The following is an 18,829-nucleotide window of genomic DNA, read 5'->3' on the forward strand; positions in this document are numbered from 1 at the left end:
GACATATCCTTTAATTAAACCAATCGCACTCCATCATCTTCGATGGTGATCAGGCGCTTTTTATACAGTGCGCCGATGGCGTTTTTATAGGTCTTTTTACTGACACCGAACAGAGCATTGATTTTTTCCGGCGGCGTTTTTGCCGTCACAGCCATAAACCCGTCGTTTTTCTTTAGATGTTCCAGAATCACATCGGTAAGCCCTGTGACTTTTCCATAGCCCTGTTTCTGCAGAGTCAGATCGATCCGTCCGTCGGGGCGCACCTTTTTAATGTAGCCTTTAAGCCTGGTTCCGCGCTCCAGTGGACGGAAAATCTCATTATGAAACACCATGCCCCAGCGCTCATTATTAATGATGAATTTGTAGCCGAGATCCGATTTCTGCCAAACGATCAGATCCACCTCTTCATTGTTTTTATAAAAACGCTTGGAGTTGAGGTATTTGTCCAGCTTCGCCGAAGCCACAATACGCTCACTGGTCTTATCGTAGTAGATATACACCAGATAGGATTCCCCCTTGCGCATCTTCATCCGCTGTTCCCGGAATGGAACAAACAGATCTTTCGGCAGTCCCCAGTCCAGAAACGCCCCGATCGGTGTAACATCTTTACAGCGCAGCAATACAAATTCACCCACTTCACCCTTCGGTTGCTCGGTGGTGGCGGTCAATCGGTCTTCAGAATCAAGATAGACAAAGACATCGATTTTATCGCCAATGTTCCAGGCCTTGGAAACATAGCGCTTCGGCATCAGAATTTCACCCAGCTGCAGTCCATCGAAAACGAGACCGAAATCGGTCTCGCGCGATATCGTAAGCCGGTTCCGTTTTCCCACCTCAACCATGCATGCTTCTCCTCTGACTCGAACGGCGGCTTTTCACACGGCCCGGGCGCGGCCCTTTTCGCGTATTTTTCGGCCGGCCGTCGTTCCCCACCGTAACCTTGCCGCGCTGCTGCCGGACCTTAGGTCCCGGTTTGGCCTCCGCGCCGGTTGCATTCATTGCTTTTTCAGAATGCCAACTATGATTCAGATCCCGCGGGACCTCAAAACCGATCAGCTTTTCAATCGCACGCAGATAGTCCCGTTCCGGTGCACAGCACATCGAAATCGCATCGCCTTCAGCACCGGCCCGGGCGGTTCGTCCAATCCGGTGCACATAGGTTTCCGGCTCCACCGGCATATCATAATTAATGACGTGGGAAATTTCCTTCACATCAATCCCGCGCGCCGCAATATCGGTGGCTACCAGTGCCCGGCATTTGCCCGATTTAAAATCGGCCAGCGCCTGGGTCCGCGCACCCTGGCTTTTGTTGCCGTGAATCGCCGCCGCAGAAACACCAACACCCTCGAGCTTGCGTGCCACTTTATTGGCCACGTGCTTCATCTGTGTAAAAATGATGACCTTATCCAGTTTCTTACTGCCCATCAGCTGCAGAATCAGATCGTCTTTATGCTCTTTTTTAACAAACAGGACTTTCTGCGTAATCCGCTCAACCGCCGGCTTTTCCGGTTCAATGGCCACCTGTGCCGGATTATTCACCAGCGACTCCGCGAGCTGCTTGACCTTCGGTTCCATCGTCGCCGAGAAAAAGAGCGACTGCCGTTTTTTCGGCAGCTCTTTGATTATTTTTTTGATGTCATGAATAAAACCCATATCGAGCATACGGTCGGCTTCGTCGAGCACGAAGATTTCCACACCGCCCAAATCAAGCAGTCCCTGGCCCACCAGGTCATTCAACCGTCCCGGTGTAGCCACCAGCATATTCACCCCGCGCCGAATGGCTTTTACCTGCGGATGCTGACCGACGCCGCCGAAAATAACCGTATGCGAAACTCTGGTATATTTGCCGTATTTTTTAATACTGTCACCAATCTGCGCCGCGAGCTCGCGCGTCGGGGCCAGAATCAGGACTTCCGGCCGTTTCGGAACCGGGCGCTTATTCTTTTTCACAAGATACTGAAGAATCGGCAGTGTGAAGGCTGCCGTTTTTCCGGTACCCGTCTGGGCACACCCGATCATGTCGCGTCCCTCCAGCAGGTACGGAATCGCCTGCTCCTGAATCGGTGAGGGTGTATGATAACCTGCGTCGGTTACTGCATTTCCAAGTTCAGGAAGCAGTGCACCGAAAACGCCATTGAGGTCGTTTTCTTTTTTCATTTGGTTTTTCCACGGAACAGTTTCAACCACTCATACATCGATCCTCAAACGAGGAAGGATCTACGAACAACCCGACTGCCACTCTGTGGCTCCTAACCGGCGAATAAAAATAATTTCAAAACTCGCCGCCGGTGGAGTGAAGAAAAAAGGGCGGTCCGTCTGACCATCCCGAAGTGGCGTGGGTTCTATAGGTTCAGATACACCGAGTCAAGCTCAGCATTCCGGAGTTTCCGGAGAGACTGTATATTCACCCTTACCGAAAAAGGCCTTAAAACAGAAAATCCAGACCGAAAGCAATCCCCAGCCCAGACCGAAAAGGACACCTGCGTCAACAATTCCGCGCCAGGGCTGCGGCAGAAAACGAACCGACAATATCAGTACAATCACCATCGTCGTAACACTGTAGGCCACAATTTTCCGTTTTTTCGTGGCATAAAAAAACCCCATGCAGAAAAGTGGAGCAAAAAGAATACGGATCGGCGTAGGATTGTTTTTCAAATACAGTGCCCGCGCAGCAACCCGCGGGGAAAATTTAAGATGAAATCCCTTATAGCCCTCCGCGTAGCCCATAAACACAAGGCTTACGGCCAGGCCGATCCATTCAACCGCACCGAAGCGCGTCCCGATGATTTTATCCACAAACGGCCAGATACTGAAAAGCCCACGCCCCAAAATAAAACTTAACCCGATAATGCCCCAGCACGCTCCAATTATTCCCGCCATAAACAGCCATCCATTCATTCATCGATCAAAGGCGCGCGAGTGTATCAACCCCTTATCGGAAACAAAGCCTTTTTAAAGCAGAAGAACACATGGCACGATGCCTGCTATAAACTCAGACACATCTCCTCCTCACCAGGCAGTGAGCTGAGAGCGTATCAGCTCGCTGCCTGTGTGTTTACTTACCCAGGAGAGCAGTTCTTCTGCACCCGGAGAACTGCTCTTCTTTTTTTTAAGGATCGCCACGGCATTTTTACGCAACTGCGTTACGCCCGCATATTCAGTCGCATTTCCTTTGATTAAACGTCGGATCTCCCCCGCCGGTGATTTCAAAAGCCACTCCAGATCAACCGGAATCCGGGTATCGACCTTATCTTTCGGCGGACAGACCACCGAACACCAGTCACAACCGAAAAGCCAGTCCTCAATCATTTTCGCTTCTTTAAAATTAAGAACGGATCTTTTCTCGATTGTGAGATAACTGATGCAAAGCTGCGCATCAATCGGATCGCCAAACCGGATCGCCCCGGTTGGACAGTTTTTGATGCAGGCCCGACAGTCATCGCAGGCAAAGGGCATTTTCGGTTCATGAATCACCTCCGGAAGCTCCCGATCCACAAAAAGACAACCGATAAATACCCGGACATTGGTTCGAGCCGGCACACGGAGCAGATCATTCGCCCCACGAATACCCAGCCCGCCGACCGTCGCAAAGAGCCGTTCATATACCGCTTTCGTATCCACTGCGGCCTCGGCCTGAAGATCTTCACCCAGTTTATCTTTCAGTGCCGCAAGCATCCGCTGACCGGCACGGTGATAATCCAGCTCCCGGGCATAGGCCGAAATATAGCCCAGCAGTGCATCGTTTCCTGGGATGGGAAACGGGTGCCTTGCTTCCGGATCGCCCCATTTATTCGTAAACGTCAGCACAATCACTGATTTTGCAAACGGAAAAGCATTCCACGGATCAGCCTTATCCGGAAACATCCGTTCCAGGTAATCCATCTCCCCCTGTTTACCGGACTCCAGCCACGCACGGTGCAACGCACTGTTTTCCGTAATGCGCTTCTTCAGAACAGGATTATCCAAACGGATACACGCCGCCGAAAACGCACCGATTTCCCGGGCGGTTTCCTGCAACCATTCTGTAAAATTTTCTAAATCCATTTTAAGCACCACGGAACACACTGAATACACGGAAGGTTCCTGAATTGCGATTTTTTCCGTGTGTTCAGTGTATTCCGTGGTTTAGCCTCCGCTCCCACGATGAGCAACGGTTTAAAAATTCTATTTATCTTTGTGGATGGATTCGGGCTCGGCTCCGACAATCCTGTCGTTAACCCATTGCGCGATTCCCGTTTTACAAACCTTGGAAAACTGCTTGATTCAGCCATTCCGATCGATGCGTGCCTCGGCGTCGACGGCATCCCGCAGAGTGCCACCGGCCAGGCCTCGCTCCTTGGCGGCTTCAATGCCCCGCAGGCCATGGGCCGGCATATTGAAGGCTTCCCCCCGCCCCGACTCAAAAAACTGATCGAAAAAGAGAATATTTTTTCCAAACTTCGGAAACTCGGCAAAGCCCCCACCTTTGCCAATGCCTACTGGATCGACGACCCGCTCAATATTCCGCTCAACCGGCAATCTGTCACGACGGTCATGGCACTGACAGCCAACGGCAAAGTGCGCCATAAAGATGAACTGCTGAACGGAAAAGCCGTCAACCACGATATCACCCGCTGGACCATGCACGAGCGTGGATACGACGGTCCCCATATTTCCGAAGAAGAGGCTGCCGCCCATCTACTGACGGTAGCGGCGGAACACGACTTCACCCTGTACGAATATTTTCTGACCGACCGTGCCGGCCACTCCGGTAATCCCGAGCTGATTTTCCAATGCCTGAAGTCGCTCGAAAAATTTCTTCCCATTACCGCAACATTCGGAAATCACCCTAATCAGCTGTTTCTGCTCTGCTCCGACCACGGCAACATCGAAGACCGCACAACCCGAACCCACACCCTCAATCCCGTCCCGCTGATCGCCATCGGCGATGGTGCCGAACACTTCCAATCCCTGGAAAATCTCGCCGACGTTACCCCTGCTATCCTTCGTTTATTCTGAAGCAGACCAAGAGCACCCGTCAGGAGACAGTTAATCTTCATCCTACCCATCCCATATAATATTTAATTGACATATATATTATACGTATAATTAACTCTCAGTTGAACATTAGAAATTCAGAGGATTATGAAAACAACGGTTACATTCACTTTTTTACTGTTCTTTTGCACCACCTCCTTTTCCGAAATTTTCACGCTGGATCTGAACTCGCCCAACCAGTTCACCGATAATTTCCAAACATCGTATACCGGAACGCCCGTGTCGCAACAAAGTGACGGCGGACTCGGAGGATCGGGATCGATCGATTTCACCAGCGGCGACGGAACTCAGGGATGGTACACTAAATTCTCATTCGATCCGATTGATGTCGGAGGAAGTCTGTCTTTGTCCTATGCATTTCAGTACCATGACAATGATGAGAAGCTGTCTAGTGTTTCCGGAGTAAAAATCGGTTTTTGTACCGATCCGACCTCGCCCTCTAATCAATACGGGATGCCCTCCTCAGGATTGCTTGGCGACCTGGGAATGTGGAGCTGGGGAAACGCAATATTATCCAGTGACTCATCCGGTATGATCAGCGGAGGCTTGGGGAACGCTATTTCCATGACGGATTATGGCTGGTACGAAATCGGACTTGCACTTTCCCGAACCGCAGACACAACGTACGACATCACCTATTCATTCTGGTCGCTGAATGATGACGGGGAAAAAGACACGCAACTCGGATTTAACAGTGGAACGCCGTATGACTCCTCGAAGTTTAATACCACACTATATGCCTTCCTGGCTTTGGAAAATCCGACTGCTACGGCAACCTTTAATGCTCTGGATAACATAACACTCAGCAGCACCGGCACTATTAATGATCTCGCAATCCCCGAACCAAGTTCATTAACTCTGGCCGGGTTCATCTGTGCATTTGCTTTTTTCATTCGCAGACGAATGCTGATCTAACCCCGCCATTTAAATTCAGAGACGGCTCCGTCTATGCCGTAATTATTAACTCAACATTGGCTTTGTCGAACATCCCTGTCTTTCGGTACATTCGCCGAATGAATCAGGAAGAACAGAAACGTCCCGACTGGGATGAATATTTCATGGACATCGCACATGTAGTCTCCAAACGGGGAAACTGTTGCAGGCGGAAGGTTGCCGCTGTGATTGTCCGGGACCGGCGGATTATCTCTACCGGCTACAACGGTACCCCGCGGGGCATCCCCAACTGTTTTGAAGGCGGCTGCCCGCGCTGTAACTCGGATGCACCGTCGGGCTCGGACCTGGGCGACTGCATCTGCGCCCATGCGGAGGAAAATGCGATTGTTCAGGCAGCGTATCATGGCATCAGCGTCCGCGACGGATCGCTCTACTGCACGCTGAGTCCCTGTCTGCTCTGCACCAAAATGATTATCAATGCAGGTATTAAAGAAGTGATTTATGAAGAGGAATACCATTTCAGCCCGCAGTCGCGTGAACTTTTCGCGACGGCGGGTGTAATCTGTCGCCAGTTTAAACGAAAATAACGGCATGAAACGTTTCGCTGCCGCCCTGCTCTGCCTCTTTTTTTCCGCACAGATCCGGGCGGAAAACTTTTCCGGCTGTTTTATTCCCGGCGAAATATCGGAATATAAGGTTTCCTGGATGGGGGTTCCGCTGGCGTGGTCGAGATCGACCACCGATGTGGTGAATCACAACGGGACCGACCGCATCCGAATCACCATGGTTTCCAGAACCTATACAGCGTATGACCACATTTACAAGGTGGATGACAAAACCGAGGTGATTCTTGACCCGGAAAGCGCTCTGCCGATCCAGCTGGACCTGATGCTCAATGAAGGCAACCGGAAAAAAAGTCACCTGACCACCTTCGATCATACCCGGGGAGAAGCGGTGTTCATTGACCGCATGGCCGGCACAACGAATGTTGTTGCCATTGCCCCGGATACCCGGGAAATTCTAAGCTTTCTCTATTCCTCTCGCATCAGAGACCTCACTGTTATGAAAGAACAGATCCATACGCTGTTTGTTGACGGTAAAATGCATGAAGTCGGACTGACACTGGGAAAAACCAAACGGCTGAAAATTCCGGACCGGGGAAAAGTGGAGAGCATTCGGATTGAACCGCTGGCCGAATTCGACGGCTTATTTCTCCGCCAGGGGAAAATCTTTTTTTGGGTTTCAAAGGCGGATCGCCGTATGGTTACTTTAGTACAGGCCAGTGTTCCGGTGGGCAAAGTGAATGTAAAACTGCAGAATGTTTCTGGACCGGGCCATGATTTCTGGGTGAAGGAGCAAGAATGAAAATTAGGGTAGAACGTGCAGAAGAGCTGCTCGGAAGCGCATCCGAAAAACGAATTCTCGTGGTGGGCGATTTAATGATGGATCGCTTTGTCTATGGCAGCGTCTCCAGAATTTCCCCCGAAGCCCCGGTTCCGGTGGTTCACGTTTCTCACGAAAAAGCCATGCCCGGCGGAGCCTGCAATGTAGCCTCCAACCTGCTGGCACTCGGAGGAAAAGCCTCCATGGCCGGTATTATCGGAAAAGACCCAATCGGCCGGGAACTCAGAGATCAGCTTTCAAATAACGGCGTTCTGCTGAATGCTCTCATTGAACACGCGGCTCATCCGACCTGCGTAAAAACCCGTATTGTGGCCGATCAGCAGCAGGTGGTCCGGGTGGACCGCGAGGAATACCTGTCGGTTTCCACCAAGGAGATGGACGATTTCTGCTCCCGCATGGTCAAGGAAATCAACTGTGCCGACGGGGTCATAATCGAGGACTACGGCAAGGGCTCCGTTCAACAGGAAGTGGTCGATACCATATTGACGGCCGCTCAAAAGAAGGGCATTCCGGTCGGCTATGACCCCAAGGACGGCCACATTCTGAAAATGGAAGGCGTATCGGTTGTAACACCGAACCGAAAAGAAGCGTTCGGATCTGCCGGCGTTACAGAGTCCAAACCGGCTGACAATCCGCTTGAAGACGAGGCGCTGCTCGAAACCGGACGCATTCTCGATGAAAAATGGAAGGCCCGGCACACCCTCATCACTCTCGGCCCACACGGTATGCTGCTGCTCAACCGGGGCGAAAAAGCACAGCATATTCCCACCCGCGCCCGCGAAGTGTTTGATGTCTCCGGAGCTGGCGATACCGTAATTGCCACCTATGTCCTCGCCCTCGCCTGCGGAGCCTCCTATCTCGAAGCTGCAGAGCTCTCCAACTTTGCCGCAGGCGTAGTCGTCGGCAAACTCGGCACCGCCACCTGCACACAATCCGAACTGATCAGCTATATGAAGAAACACGCCGACGAGATTTAAGCATGAAAATCATGATCACCGGAGCCAGCGGACTGCTGGGCCGTGCCTGCGCCGCATCCTTTGCCGATCTCAATCCCGTCACCTGCGCCTGGAGTCGGGCCAGTAAAAACAACCTCAAACTGGACCTTACTGACTCCAAGGCCATTCGTTCAGCAATGGAGCGGATAAAGCCCGGTTTGATTATACACGCCGCAGCGGAACGAAAACCTGACATCTGCGAAACCCGGCAGGATCTGACACTGCGGTTAAATGTGGATGCCACCCGGACAATCGCCACCTTCGCCGCGGAAACCGGGGCTAAAATGATTTATATTTCCACTGACTATGTGTTCGACGGCTCCCACCCGCCTTATTCCGTGGACGCAGCAACAAATCCGCTCAATTACTACGGACAGACCAAACGCACCGGGGAACTGGCAACCCACACCGCTTCGGCCGACCACATCGTTCTGCGTGTTCCGATTCTCTATGGTGAAGTGGAAAACCTCAAAGAATCCCCGGTCACACTGATGCTGCACAAACTGCTCGATCCGGCACCGGTTGCCGAAGACCACTGGGCGGTGCGTTTCCCGACTTACGTCGGCGATATTGCTGCAACGCTGCGGAACTGGCTTCCGACCCTCGATAAGGCTTCGGGCATCTATCATTTCAGCGGAAAAGAAGCGCTGACCAAATTTGAAATGCTCAAGATCATGGGCGAAGTCCTGCACCTGAGCTCCGAACATCTCTCCGCGAACCTTGAGCCGCCGTCCGGTGCTCCGCGGCCGAAAAACTGCCAGCTGGACATCAGCAGGCTGGCGGCATGCACGCGCTTGCAGCAGACGCCGTTCCGCGAGAATATCGGACGGATTCTGAAACCGTTTTTGAAAGGAAGCCATTATGAGTAAAATTGTCGGTGTCATTCCCTCCCGCTGGGGCTCTACCCGCTTCCCGGGTAAAAGCCTCGCCCTGATTTCCGGAAAACCCATGATCCAATGGGTCGTTGAACGCGTTAAACAGGCGGAAAAACTTGATGCCATCATCGTGGCTACCGATGATCAGCGGATTGCCGACTGCGTCCGCTCATTACATATTCCAGAGGTAACGGTCGCCATGACCCGCCCTGATCATCCCTCTGGAACCGACCGGATTGCAGAAGCGGTTGAATCACTTGAAATCGATGCCGTAATCAATGTGCAGGGTGATGAGCCGCTGATTGATCCGAAACTGATTGATGAACTCGCTGAGGTGATCATTTCCAACCAATGGGACATGGCCACGGCCGCCACACCGATTACCGATAAAGCACAGATCACCGATCCGTCCGTGGTAAAAGCCCTGTTCAACCGCCACGGTCAGGCGCTCTACTTCTCGCGCGCTGTCGTTCCTCATATCCGCGAACCGAACGAATCTCCAGCTCACGGGATCTACTGGCGGCATATCGGCATCTACGCCTACCGTCGCGAATATCTGCTCAAACTGGTCAGCGAACCCCCATGCGAACTGGAAAATCTTGAGAAGCTTGAACAGCTCCGCGCTCTGGATATGGGATGCCGTATGAAAGTCATCAAAACCGAAGATTTCGGTATCGGTGTCGATGTACCGGAAGATATCCCGAAAGCCGAAGCCCTGCTGACCCGGTAAACCCGATACACAGCAGAACCATCAACAATCTGTACGGCACTGATGCGATTTAGCCCCTGCTGATCCGACTATGATTTGAAGCATTAAAATCAGTTGCCAACGTCTGCCATTTTGCTATCTTCTTTGGCTTTCCACCGCATGCCGGGGTGGCGAAATTGGTAGACGCAGGGGATTCAAAATCCCCCGACTTCGGTCATATGGGTTCGAGTCCCATCCCCGGCACCACTTTCTTCCGCAATATCCGCTAAAGCAGTTCGTCGTACGACCCTTTTTCGCGCAGGGCAACAACCATTTTTTTGATGTCCTGAGCACGGTCTTTCGGGCACACGAGTGTTACCCCTTCGGCCTGAACGACAATCAGGTCTTTCACTCCGATCACGGCAGTCAGGTGATCTTTAGAGAGGATAATGTTGTTTTCAGCATCAAGTGTTTCCACCGTTCCGATCGGCGTGTTGCCTTGTGCATCCTGATCAAAATGGCTCTCGAGTGCCGGCCAGGCACCGACATCGTCCCAATAGAACGTACCGCAGGCCATGACAATATTATCGGCTTTTTCCATCAGAGCATAATCAACGGAGATTTTTCCCAGGTTCGGATACGTGGCATCCATACCTTCAATAATTTTTCCATCGGCAGCGTAGCCGGAGAGTGTATTCATCAGTTCGCGCATTTCCGGACAATGGGCACCGAATGCTTTTTCCAAGGCAGGAACAGACCAGATAAACATGCCGGAATTCCAGAAAAACTTTCCGGTTTCGAGATATTCAGCGGCAGTCGCTTCATCCGGTTTTTCGACAAAGCGCGCCGCATTTTTGAACTCCACACCTTCAGCGGTCTGAAAATCTGCACCGGATTCAATATAGCCGAAACCAGTCGCGGGATAGGTCGGCCGAATGCCGATCGTAACCAGAATATCGTTCGCTTCGGCAAGGTCCATCCCGCCTTTCAGCGTATTGGAAAAAACGTCAAGATCACCCATCACCTGATCGGCCGTGAGTACTGCAAAAACGCCGTTTTCATCTTTGGCTTTTACCAGCGCACCACCGCAGGCCACTGCCGCAGCGGTATCGCGCCCCACCGGCTCTCCGACAATGTTTTCCGGCGGCAGCAACGGCGCAGCTTCTCGCGTGACATCGACCAGATCGGCATTGGTTACAACAAAAACATTTTCCGGCGGAACCAACCCTTCCAGACGTTCCACCGCCTGCGCAATCAATGGTTTTTTGCCAACCAGTGCCAACAGCTGTTTCGGATGTTTGGAGGTACTGAGCGGCCAGAAGCGCTCACCCTTTCCACCTGCCATAATCACTGCATAACGTCCTGCCATAATAACTCCGCCTTTTAGTTTCCGGTTTGGATTTCAAGAAATGAGAACTAAACTTCTTTTACCGCATCGACCATTGTTTTAACAAAAGCTGCAGCATCAGCCCGGCCTTCAGCAGTGTGCGGATTATGATGAAAAGCATTTACAATGGCACTGCCCACCACCACGGCATCAGCCAGTCCGGCAGCTTCACGCGCCTGCTCCGGCGTCCCGATTCCGAATCCAAGCGCGACGGGAAGCTCAGTATAACTTCTGATCCGCTCTACCAGCGCACCTGCCCCTTCCGCAATGGAATCCTGTACACCGGTCACCCCTTCACGAGACACGCAATAGATAAATCCGTCAGCCTGTTTAACAATTTTCTGAATCCGATCATCCGGCGTCGTCGGTGTTACCAGCTGAATTCCATTAAGACCGTTTTGTTTCAGTGCCCCTTTATACGGTTTAGCCTCCTCTTGCGGAAGATCCAGCAGTAGAAAGCCGTCAATGCCGGATTGCGCCGCCATTTCAATGGATTTCCCGAATCCGCGTGCCAGCAGCGGATTCATGTAGGCATAAAAGATCATGGGGATTTCAGAGCGCTCACGGATCTTTGAAATACACGCCATAACCCCCTCAAAAGTAGCCCCGGCTTCCAAAGCCCGGGTGGCAGCCTCCTGGTTCACACGTCCATCAGCCAGCGGGTCGGAAAACGGGAGCCCGAGTTCAACAACATCAACGCCCGCATCTTCAAGACGCAGTACAATATCTACGGTGTCCTGCAGGTTTGGATCGCCTGCCGCCAGATAAGCTACAAACCCTTTTTTACCCTGTTTACGGAGATCAGCAAACCGGTGATCAACTCTGGTTTTTTTCATGAAATTTCCTGTTTAAAACTGAATCGTGAATTGTACGGAAATTTCCTGCCAAGGAAAGTCCGCGCCGCGTTTTTCTGACCGGAACCCTCTCCCTCCGGCAGAACTGGATTTATACAGATTTTTCACATCCGAACCGGTTCCCCCCGCCATGGGCACCGGCATCCATAACATCGATAATACGGCTGTGCCGTACATCGGGCTCCGGTTTAATATCCGCATAAAAGAATGAGTTCTCCATGGCGGCGATCCTGCGCAGACCGACAAGCTGTGCAGTGTAGCTCCTCAAGCATTCGGTCATTAGAAGCGAAGTATTGCCCCCGAGTTAAACACGTTCATTTTCATAAATTCAATCCGTGCTTTTACAGGAGAACATCGTTCCCAACAAACAGATCCCCTACAGGAATCAGAAACCCCAGGTCTCCCTCCTTACGGATCAGCAAAGTTTTCACCATAAAATGAATGAGCGGCAAAACACAACATCCACCTTCGATGCAACAGGTTATCGAATTCAACAGGTTCTCCACATGTTCCTTCCGGATGCATAACCGACTCATTCCCAACAATCTAAACTAAAGAGATACGTCCAGCGCGAAAAATATATTTACGAAAAAAGCCGCCCCGGTTAGTGCGGAGCGACTTCCAACAACGTACCCTGTTATATAACGTTACATCGATTTACTGAAGGTCAGGCTGTTGACTCCAGCGGCGGCACAGGCGTCCATAACATCAATGATACGGCGATGAAGCGCATCTGCATGCGGCAACACATTCACAAAAAACGGAGATTTCTGTGATGCAGCGATTTCTTTCAAACCGGCAATCTGTACCACCAGATCCTGCAACTCACGGTCATCATATGAAAAGCGCATGCCTTCCACCTGCACCGTTCCGTCGCGCGTGATTTCTATCAGCACTTCAACAGGAATTTCCTGCATATCCTCGACCGCCACATTGGCGGGGAGCATAAAGCCGATATCCGCCTCTTTCTTAATCAGTGACGCCGTCACCATAAAGTAGATGAGCAGCAGGAACACCACGTCAATCAGCGAAGCAATTTCAAGCTTCAGCGGACTTTCTTCATAATGTTGCATTAAATCCATGGTGCCTACTCCTCAAATACCGAATAGATCAGATCCTGCGCACCGACTTCGGCACACGCAATAGTGATCTTTTCATTAACCTTGTATTTCACGTCGCCGTCGGCGCGAATAAGAATGCGCAGGTCGGGATCAGCTTCAAGCCATTGTTCGATCGTTTCCTTGATCTGGTCAATGTCCTTCGGCTCCGGATCTGCACCGATGAAATATTTTTCATCCTTGGTCACGGAGATCATCAGACGGCCGGTTGTATCCTCCGGCACTTTACCATAAGCGGCCGCAGGAATGTCGACCTTCGGTTTTTCGTCGATGATCTGTGAGGCGACGATGAAGAAAATCAGGAGCAGGAACACCATGTCGATCATTGGCGACATATCCAGCTCTAGATCTTCTGAATCTTTCTGTACGAGTTTCATACCCGATCCCTACCTTCCGGGGGTTGGAAAAAAAGACGATAGAATCGGAGGGCTATTCGCCTTCCATTTTCTCCAGCGTTTCGAGATCCATGAAGCTTACCGGTTCTCTGCCGGTCTGCAGGGCATCAAAGAGATAACCGATGTTACGACCGAGTGTTGCCAGGGTCTTCTGGAATCCTTTCTTGAAGAAGAAGAAGAAGAACATCGACGGAATCGCGATCACCAGGCCGGTTGCCGTAGTAATCAGAGCCTCACCAATGTTGGCCGCGAGCAGTTCCGGTTTACCCATACCCTGCGCGCCCATGGTGTGGAAGGCTTTAATCATACCGGATACCGTACCAAGCAGACCCAGCATCGGAGAAGATGCACCGATGATCGAAAGATAGTCGATCGGTTTCATGAGCTTAGTCATCTGCTCAACCGAGGCCTCCTCAACCGACTCTTTCACTTTCACAAAATCAATTTCCTCTTCACCATCCAGACAACGCTCAAGACCGGCACCGAACGTATTGGCAAACAGAGACGGATTCTTGCGGCAATAGATCAACGCTGTTTTACATTTTTTCTGGAGCATCATTTCGAGAAGTTGCGGCATCTGGTCAGTATGCAGCAACGTTTTCGGGCGCAGCGAAATAAGGTTCTGGATAATCAGGGCCACCATAAAGAATGAGAACGCTCCTAACGGGAACATTGCCCATCCACCCTGCTTGAGCAGTGTCCATAAATCTGTTTTCTGCGCTACCGCAGCATCCGCAATATCACCCTGAGCCATTGCAGCGCCTGCTACAGCCAGCAGTGCCACCATCAAGAGTCCTTTTTTCATTATCTTGCCTCCGTTTCCTTATTCAGATTCCGTTTTAGTTTCTGTTGTTGCACTAACATCTGTATTTGCGGCTTCGGCCTGCACAGCTGCTTTTTCAGCTTTACGTCGGGCCATCTGTTCCGCTTTCTTTTTTTCCGCGGCCTGTTCAGCTTCTTCCATTTCGGCTTTGATCGCCAGTTCCCGGGCTTCAACTTCCCGGCCGCCAAGTTCAGCCCACAGTTTTTCAGCATTTACAGCAACAGCTGTTCCGGCATACATATTTTTTACCTGACGCGCCGTATTCATCGCTGAATTGGTGGTAATCACAGAATTGGTTCCCGTCATATCGAGGTAGCAATAGGCCACCAGCAGTTCACTCGCCGGTAGAATTTCAACATCGTTGGGGTGATTTTCGATGATCCGGGTGACCGTCTGAATGGCCTGCTTAGGCTCTCCGTTGGCACGTTCAATAGCGGCCTGGATGTAAAGCGAAGCCGCTTCGGCATCCTTCGGGAGCTCACTGCGGATTTTTTCCGCAAGGACCAGGTCACCCTGAGCCAGGGCAATCTGAGCCATACCCACCTGCCCCAACAACTTCATCTTTACATCCTCCATCGCCAGCAGCTGCTGCGCATAGCGGGCGGCAGATTCATAATCCTCAAGCGATTTATAGGAATGATAAACCAGTACAAATGTCGAACGTAGATTGTTCGGCACAGGCATGTACGGGACAAATTCCTCCATATCGGAACCCACCGTATCAATCACGCCTTGAAAATCGCCGGCGGTAAACATTTCTTCAACCGCTTTTGGGTCAAATTTAGGAAAGAAGGTCAGCTGCGCCAGTTTATCCATAGGTGCCGGCATATCCCGCAACTGTTTATACGGCTGGAAGATGAGGCGGTCACCCTCTACACGCTGCAGCATCACTTTTACTTTTTTACCGTTGGCCACCTCCATGACGGCCGGGGTACCGGTCTGCTCAATTTCCTTATTCTGCTGCGCAGATGCCGTAATGCTACCCAGAATAACAAGACTCATTAAAACGCATTTCATTATTCGCTCTCCTCAGTGGAAGACTCTTCTGCCGCATCGGACGAGAAGGCATTATGCTCATCGTCCCCGCCCTCTGACATTTCAGCTTCAACAGTAACCGTGATATTGGTGGTATTTCCCGCCTCCATGTAGGCGACAATTTCGGCCACTTCCGCAGCACCCAGATACTCACGTGCCACATCAGCCTGCGGTAACGTGTTTACGTATGGATCAAACAGCAGTGCCCGGTAGGTATTGCGCACATCGTTTTCACGTCCCATCTGCTTCAGGATACGCGCACTGGCCAGATAACCTTCAGCAGCCCAGTAGCCGCCAGCGTGCCCTTTATACTGGAAATACGTGCGCTGATACCAACCGAAGGCTTTAGGCAGATTGCCGGCCTTTTCCTCGACCTGCCCCAACTGGAAAGTAGCCTGGGCCACCGGCTCACCGCGCCAGGACGGAACTGTACGAATACTCATATTAGCTTCACGGGCTTCGTCAATTTTGCCTTCGTCAAGCAGCACCTGCGCTTTCAGAAGCTGTGCCCACGCCACATCATAATCGGTGCCATACAGTGCCTGTGCATCATTAATAGTAGCCAGCGTACCCTCATAATCTTTTTCTTCATACTGACCGAATGCCCGCAGCTTGTAAGCGGCTCGCATAAAGTCGGAATCTTCAAACTTGTTGATGAAGATACGGAGAATCTCTTCCGCCCGGTCATATTCCTTATTTTCAAACGAGGCATCGCAGATCAGTGCCAGTACCGGCGGCGATGCATTATCGAAACTTTCCAGCTCGGCCAGCAACGCTGTACCCAGCTCCAGTTCGGTTTCCTGCAGTTTGGCCAGCGTAACCTTCAGGCGCAGCAGCAGAGTTTCGTTTTCGGCTACGCCGCACGCATCCTCAAGTTCTTCAATGAGTTTTTCCTGTGCATCAAAATCCAGATAGATCCGTGAGATTTTAACGAGCTCATTGATCATCTGGTCGACGCCGTCCTGACGCAGGTCTCCGCCGTATTTCACGATGGCTCCGACATAGGTATCCACTGCATCGTCATATTCTTTCTGCTGAATTTTGGTTTTGCCGATCCAGAACAGGGCTTTTGCAATATCGGCCTCTTCGTTCCAGTCGTGCTCATAACGTTCAACTACACGCAGAATATCATCATATTTGTCTTCCGCTTCATACACCTCAGCCGCCTGGAATGTGGCATACGTAGCCTGATTTACCTTGGTGGCCCCTGCATATGCCCGTTCATAGTCGGCGATGGCCTCATCCAGCATACCTTCCGACCCGTAAATGTCCCCGCGCATACTGCAGGCTTCCGGATAAACGGAAGAGTCCGGATAGGTTTCAATAACATATGTAAAGCGTTCTTTCGCCTCTTCATACAGTTCCTGGCCAAACAGACAGATTCCGCCCTGGAAATAACACTCGTCCACATACTGCTCGGTTGGGAACTTTTTGATGTAAAGCTCAAAATTCGGCTGCGCCTCGGCATATTTCTGGAGGAACAGCTGTGACATCGCATACCAGTAGATGCTGTTCGCTTCCTGGTGCGACTCCGGGAATTCATCCAGCACATACTTAAAGCCTTTTTCCGATTCCTCGTAATTCTGGCCGATCAGATCCGCAACCGCCTGCATGAAATAGAGTTCGGTGTCATATTTAACGATGGTCGCCTCATTGGTGCGCACAAATCCGTCTATATAAGGTTTAAGCGTTTTAATCCGGGGCATCATTTCATGCGTCTGGTAGTACCCGGTCAGCATATAGGCCAGCTGACGCGGGGTCATACCTTCTTTATATTTGCCCATATGCTCATGCGCCAGCTCCTCAGCCTTTTCAAGCTCGTTGAGGTTTTCGAGCAGCATGTCCACCAGCTCATAAACGCAGCGCTCCCCGACCTCAGTGGTCGGATCAGCCCGGTAGACCTTTTCAAAAAACCTGAACGCTTCCCAATAACGTTCGACTGTTTTATACAGGTCCGCCATACGATACTGAATGTCGAGCTCATAAGGCGGAAGGGCTTTAAGCGCATTAATCAGAGCTTCCAGCTCACGAATCGGTTTCGGAATCTGTTTCTCTTCAACTTCACCTTCTTCCTTTTCTGCAGGCGCTTCCTCTTCTCCACCGCCGAAAAGCAGTTTTTCAGCTTCTGTCAGCTCGGCTCCTTCTTCCGGAGCCATGTCATAGGCCAGACGCAGATCGCGCAGTTTACCCTCCTGATACTCAACCAGCTCATCGCGCGGCATAATCATGCGGTAAAGCGGTAACGCGGCATCATACTCTTCCGCATCATAAAGTGCCGCCGCGGCATTCATCAGCGCCAGATTAACACGGATATCATAGCGGGCGTCGGTTCGGTAAAGCTGAGGAACCCATTCCAGAATCCGGTCAAATGCCGGAATTTCGATCAACGCATTAATCACCTGCATAATCGCGTAACCTTTACGCTGATCATCATTGGTGTGCTCAATCACATACGAATAAGCAGGAATACACTCTTCAAATTTATCAATTTTGAAATACGATTCCGCCAACGTCATATACATGGTCGTCAGTTCATCCTGCGTATACGGCTCTTCAGGTTCGATTTTCTCCTTCGAATAGTCCTCCCCGTCCTCATCGTCTTCGGATTTCCGCGTCGCGATCAGCACCGGGTTTTCATTATAATAAAGTGCATTGGTCACAGTGGCCGCACACTCTTCATAAGCCTCGGTATCAAAATAGCAGGTCGCCAGCATCTTCATCGCCTGGCGCGGTTTGTCTGCCAGCGGTGTATCAATATAATCCTGCAGAACGGCGGCCGCCTCATCATAACGGTCCTTCTGAATCAGAAGCGATGCCAGCTTGAAGCGCGTATCCTGAGCGATCGCCACGACGCGCGGCGCCTTTGATTCCTCGACTTCACTGATGTACTGATACATCCAGTCGATCGCATCATCATATTCTTTGGCCTGCATCGCCTTCATGGCCAATTTCAGCATTTCACCGGCGGTGGGTGCATCCTCTGCCGCAAAGGCACAGGTCGCAGACCCCAACAGGACGATGGCGAGTACGAGTTGACGAATTACAGAAAAACGTCCGGCTTTTTTCGTTAGCATCTTAAACAGTCCCAAACTGATTCCTCGTTCTTTCAAGTCCGGGCACACCTACCGGCGACCCCCGAAACACCAAAACGGGCAATAAAACAATCTGTCTTACCCCTCTACCTGGACTCGAGACTCGAGTATCCAGAAATAAGGCCAAAATATAGGTTAAAAAAACTTCATGAGAAAGGTCTAAGTTAGGAAAAAACAGATTTTGGACAACCCGGCCTGAATTTTTTTCAACCGAACTCTGCTACATTAGCGG

The 18,829-nt window shown here is 51.2% G+C and carries 18 protein-coding genes and 1 tRNA gene; 8 read left to right on the plus strand and 11 right to left on the minus strand.

All coding sequences use genetic code 11. The features are described from left to right. Positions 1–14 precede the first annotated feature (14 nt). From EGM51_07150 to EGM51_07165, 4 genes are all read right to left on the minus strand, one after another. Entirely contained in the window at positions 15–842 is an 828-nt protein-coding gene (locus EGM51_07150; GenBank protein ID QBG47183.1) for a GntR family transcriptional regulator, read from the minus strand. After that, positions 835–2,157 (minus strand): DEAD/DEAH box helicase, encoded by a 1,323-nt coding sequence (locus EGM51_07155; protein ID QBG47184.1) that lies wholly within the window; start codon positions 2,155–2,157, stop codon positions 835–837. Before EGM51_07155 ends, EGM51_07150 begins: the two co-directional genes overlap by 8 nt. A gap of 213 nt (positions 2,158–2,370) precedes the next feature. Then, positions 2,371–2,727, minus strand: coding sequence for a hypothetical protein (locus EGM51_07160; GenBank protein ID QBG49265.1), 357 nt, complete (start codon positions 2,725–2,727; stop codon positions 2,371–2,373). Positions 2,728–3,009: 282 nt separating this feature from the next. After that, positions 3,010–4,044 carry an epoxyqueuosine reductase gene (locus EGM51_07165; protein QBG47185.1) on the minus strand — a complete coding sequence of 345 codons (1,035 nt, stop codon included), beginning with the start codon at positions 4,042–4,044 and terminating at the stop codon, positions 3,010–3,012. Positions 4,045–4,143: 99 nt separating this feature from the next. Here EGM51_07165 and EGM51_07170 point away from each other — a divergent pair, with 99 nt between their 5' ends. The 8 genes from EGM51_07170 (at position 4,144) to EGM51_07205 (ending at position 10,160) form a co-directional block, all read left to right on the plus strand. Next, a complete protein-coding gene (locus tag EGM51_07170; GenBank protein ID QBG47186.1) occupies positions 4,144–4,998 on the plus strand; it encodes a peptidase in 855 nt (284 codons plus the stop codon). Between the two features lie 126 nt (positions 4,999–5,124). Then, positions 5,125–5,952: a PEP-CTERM sorting domain-containing protein gene (locus tag EGM51_07175; GenBank protein ID QBG47187.1), complete on the plus strand. Its 828-nt coding sequence runs from the start codon at positions 5,125–5,127 to the stop codon at positions 5,950–5,952. A 98-nt stretch (positions 5,953–6,050) separates the two neighbouring features. Beyond that, entirely contained in the window at positions 6,051–6,518 is a 468-nt protein-coding gene (locus tag EGM51_07180; protein QBG47188.1) for a dCMP deaminase family protein, read from the plus strand. Between the two features lie 4 nt (positions 6,519–6,522). After that, positions 6,523–7,296 carry a DUF3108 domain-containing protein gene (locus tag EGM51_07185; GenBank protein ID QBG47189.1) on the plus strand — a complete coding sequence of 258 codons (774 nt, stop codon included), beginning with the start codon at positions 6,523–6,525 and terminating at the stop codon, positions 7,294–7,296. Beyond that, the gene (locus tag EGM51_07190) at positions 7,293–8,312 is read left to right on the plus strand and encodes a carbohydrate kinase (protein ID QBG47190.1); all 1,020 of its coding nucleotides are present in this window, start codon (positions 7,293–7,295) and stop codon (positions 8,310–8,312) included. The genes EGM51_07185 and EGM51_07190 overlap by 4 nt, the downstream gene beginning before the upstream one ends. Positions 8,313–8,314: 2 nt before the next feature. Beyond that, positions 8,315–9,199, plus strand: coding sequence for an SDR family oxidoreductase (locus tag EGM51_07195; GenBank protein ID QBG47191.1), 885 nt, complete (start codon positions 8,315–8,317; stop codon positions 9,197–9,199). Beyond that, positions 9,192–9,935 carry a 3-deoxy-manno-octulosonate cytidylyltransferase gene (gene kdsB / locus EGM51_07200; protein ID QBG47192.1) on the plus strand — a complete coding sequence of 248 codons (744 nt, stop codon included), beginning with the start codon at positions 9,192–9,194 and terminating at the stop codon, positions 9,933–9,935. Before EGM51_07195 ends, kdsB begins: the two co-directional genes overlap by 8 nt. A 140-nt stretch (positions 9,936–10,075) precedes the next feature. Further along, positions 10,076–10,160: transfer RNA gene (locus EGM51_07205), tRNA-Leu, on the plus strand. Positions 10,161–10,179: 19 nt separating this feature from the next. Here EGM51_07205 and EGM51_07210 read toward each other — a convergent pair. From EGM51_07210 to EGM51_07240, 7 genes are all read right to left on the minus strand, one after another. Further along, positions 10,180–11,262 carry a mannose-1-phosphate guanyltransferase gene (locus tag EGM51_07210; protein ID QBG47193.1) on the minus strand — a complete coding sequence of 361 codons (1,083 nt, stop codon included), beginning with the start codon at positions 11,260–11,262 and terminating at the stop codon, positions 10,180–10,182. A gap of 47 nt (positions 11,263–11,309) precedes the next feature. Continuing rightward, positions 11,310–12,116 carry a tryptophan synthase subunit alpha gene (locus EGM51_07215; protein QBG47194.1) on the minus strand — a complete coding sequence of 269 codons (807 nt, stop codon included), beginning with the start codon at positions 12,114–12,116 and terminating at the stop codon, positions 11,310–11,312. A 665-nt stretch (positions 12,117–12,781) separates the two neighbouring features. Continuing rightward, positions 12,782–13,216, minus strand: a complete 435-nt coding sequence (locus EGM51_07220; GenBank protein ID QBG47195.1) for a biopolymer transporter ExbD — start codon at positions 13,214–13,216, stop codon at positions 12,782–12,784. 5 nt (positions 13,217–13,221) lie between these two features. Then, positions 13,222–13,629: a biopolymer transporter ExbD gene (locus EGM51_07225; GenBank protein ID QBG47196.1), complete on the minus strand. Its 408-nt coding sequence runs from the start codon at positions 13,627–13,629 to the stop codon at positions 13,222–13,224. A 52-nt stretch (positions 13,630–13,681) separates the two neighbouring features. Then, entirely contained in the window at positions 13,682–14,452 is a 771-nt protein-coding gene (locus EGM51_07230) for a MotA/TolQ/ExbB proton channel family protein (protein QBG47197.1), read from the minus strand. A gap of 18 nt (positions 14,453–14,470) precedes the next feature. Further along, positions 14,471–15,487, minus strand: coding sequence for a tetratricopeptide repeat protein (locus tag EGM51_07235; GenBank protein QBG47198.1), 1,017 nt, complete (start codon positions 15,485–15,487; stop codon positions 14,471–14,473). Beyond that, positions 15,487–18,579, minus strand: coding sequence for a tetratricopeptide repeat protein (locus tag EGM51_07240; GenBank protein ID QBG47199.1), 3,093 nt, complete (start codon positions 18,577–18,579; stop codon positions 15,487–15,489). The genes EGM51_07235 and EGM51_07240 overlap by 1 nt, the downstream gene beginning before the upstream one ends. Positions 18,580–18,829 lie beyond the last annotated feature (250 nt).

This window comes from Verrucomicrobia bacterium S94 (assembly GCA_004299845.1).
Classification (GTDB): domain Bacteria; phylum Verrucomicrobiota; class Kiritimatiellia; order Kiritimatiellales; family Pontiellaceae; genus Pontiella.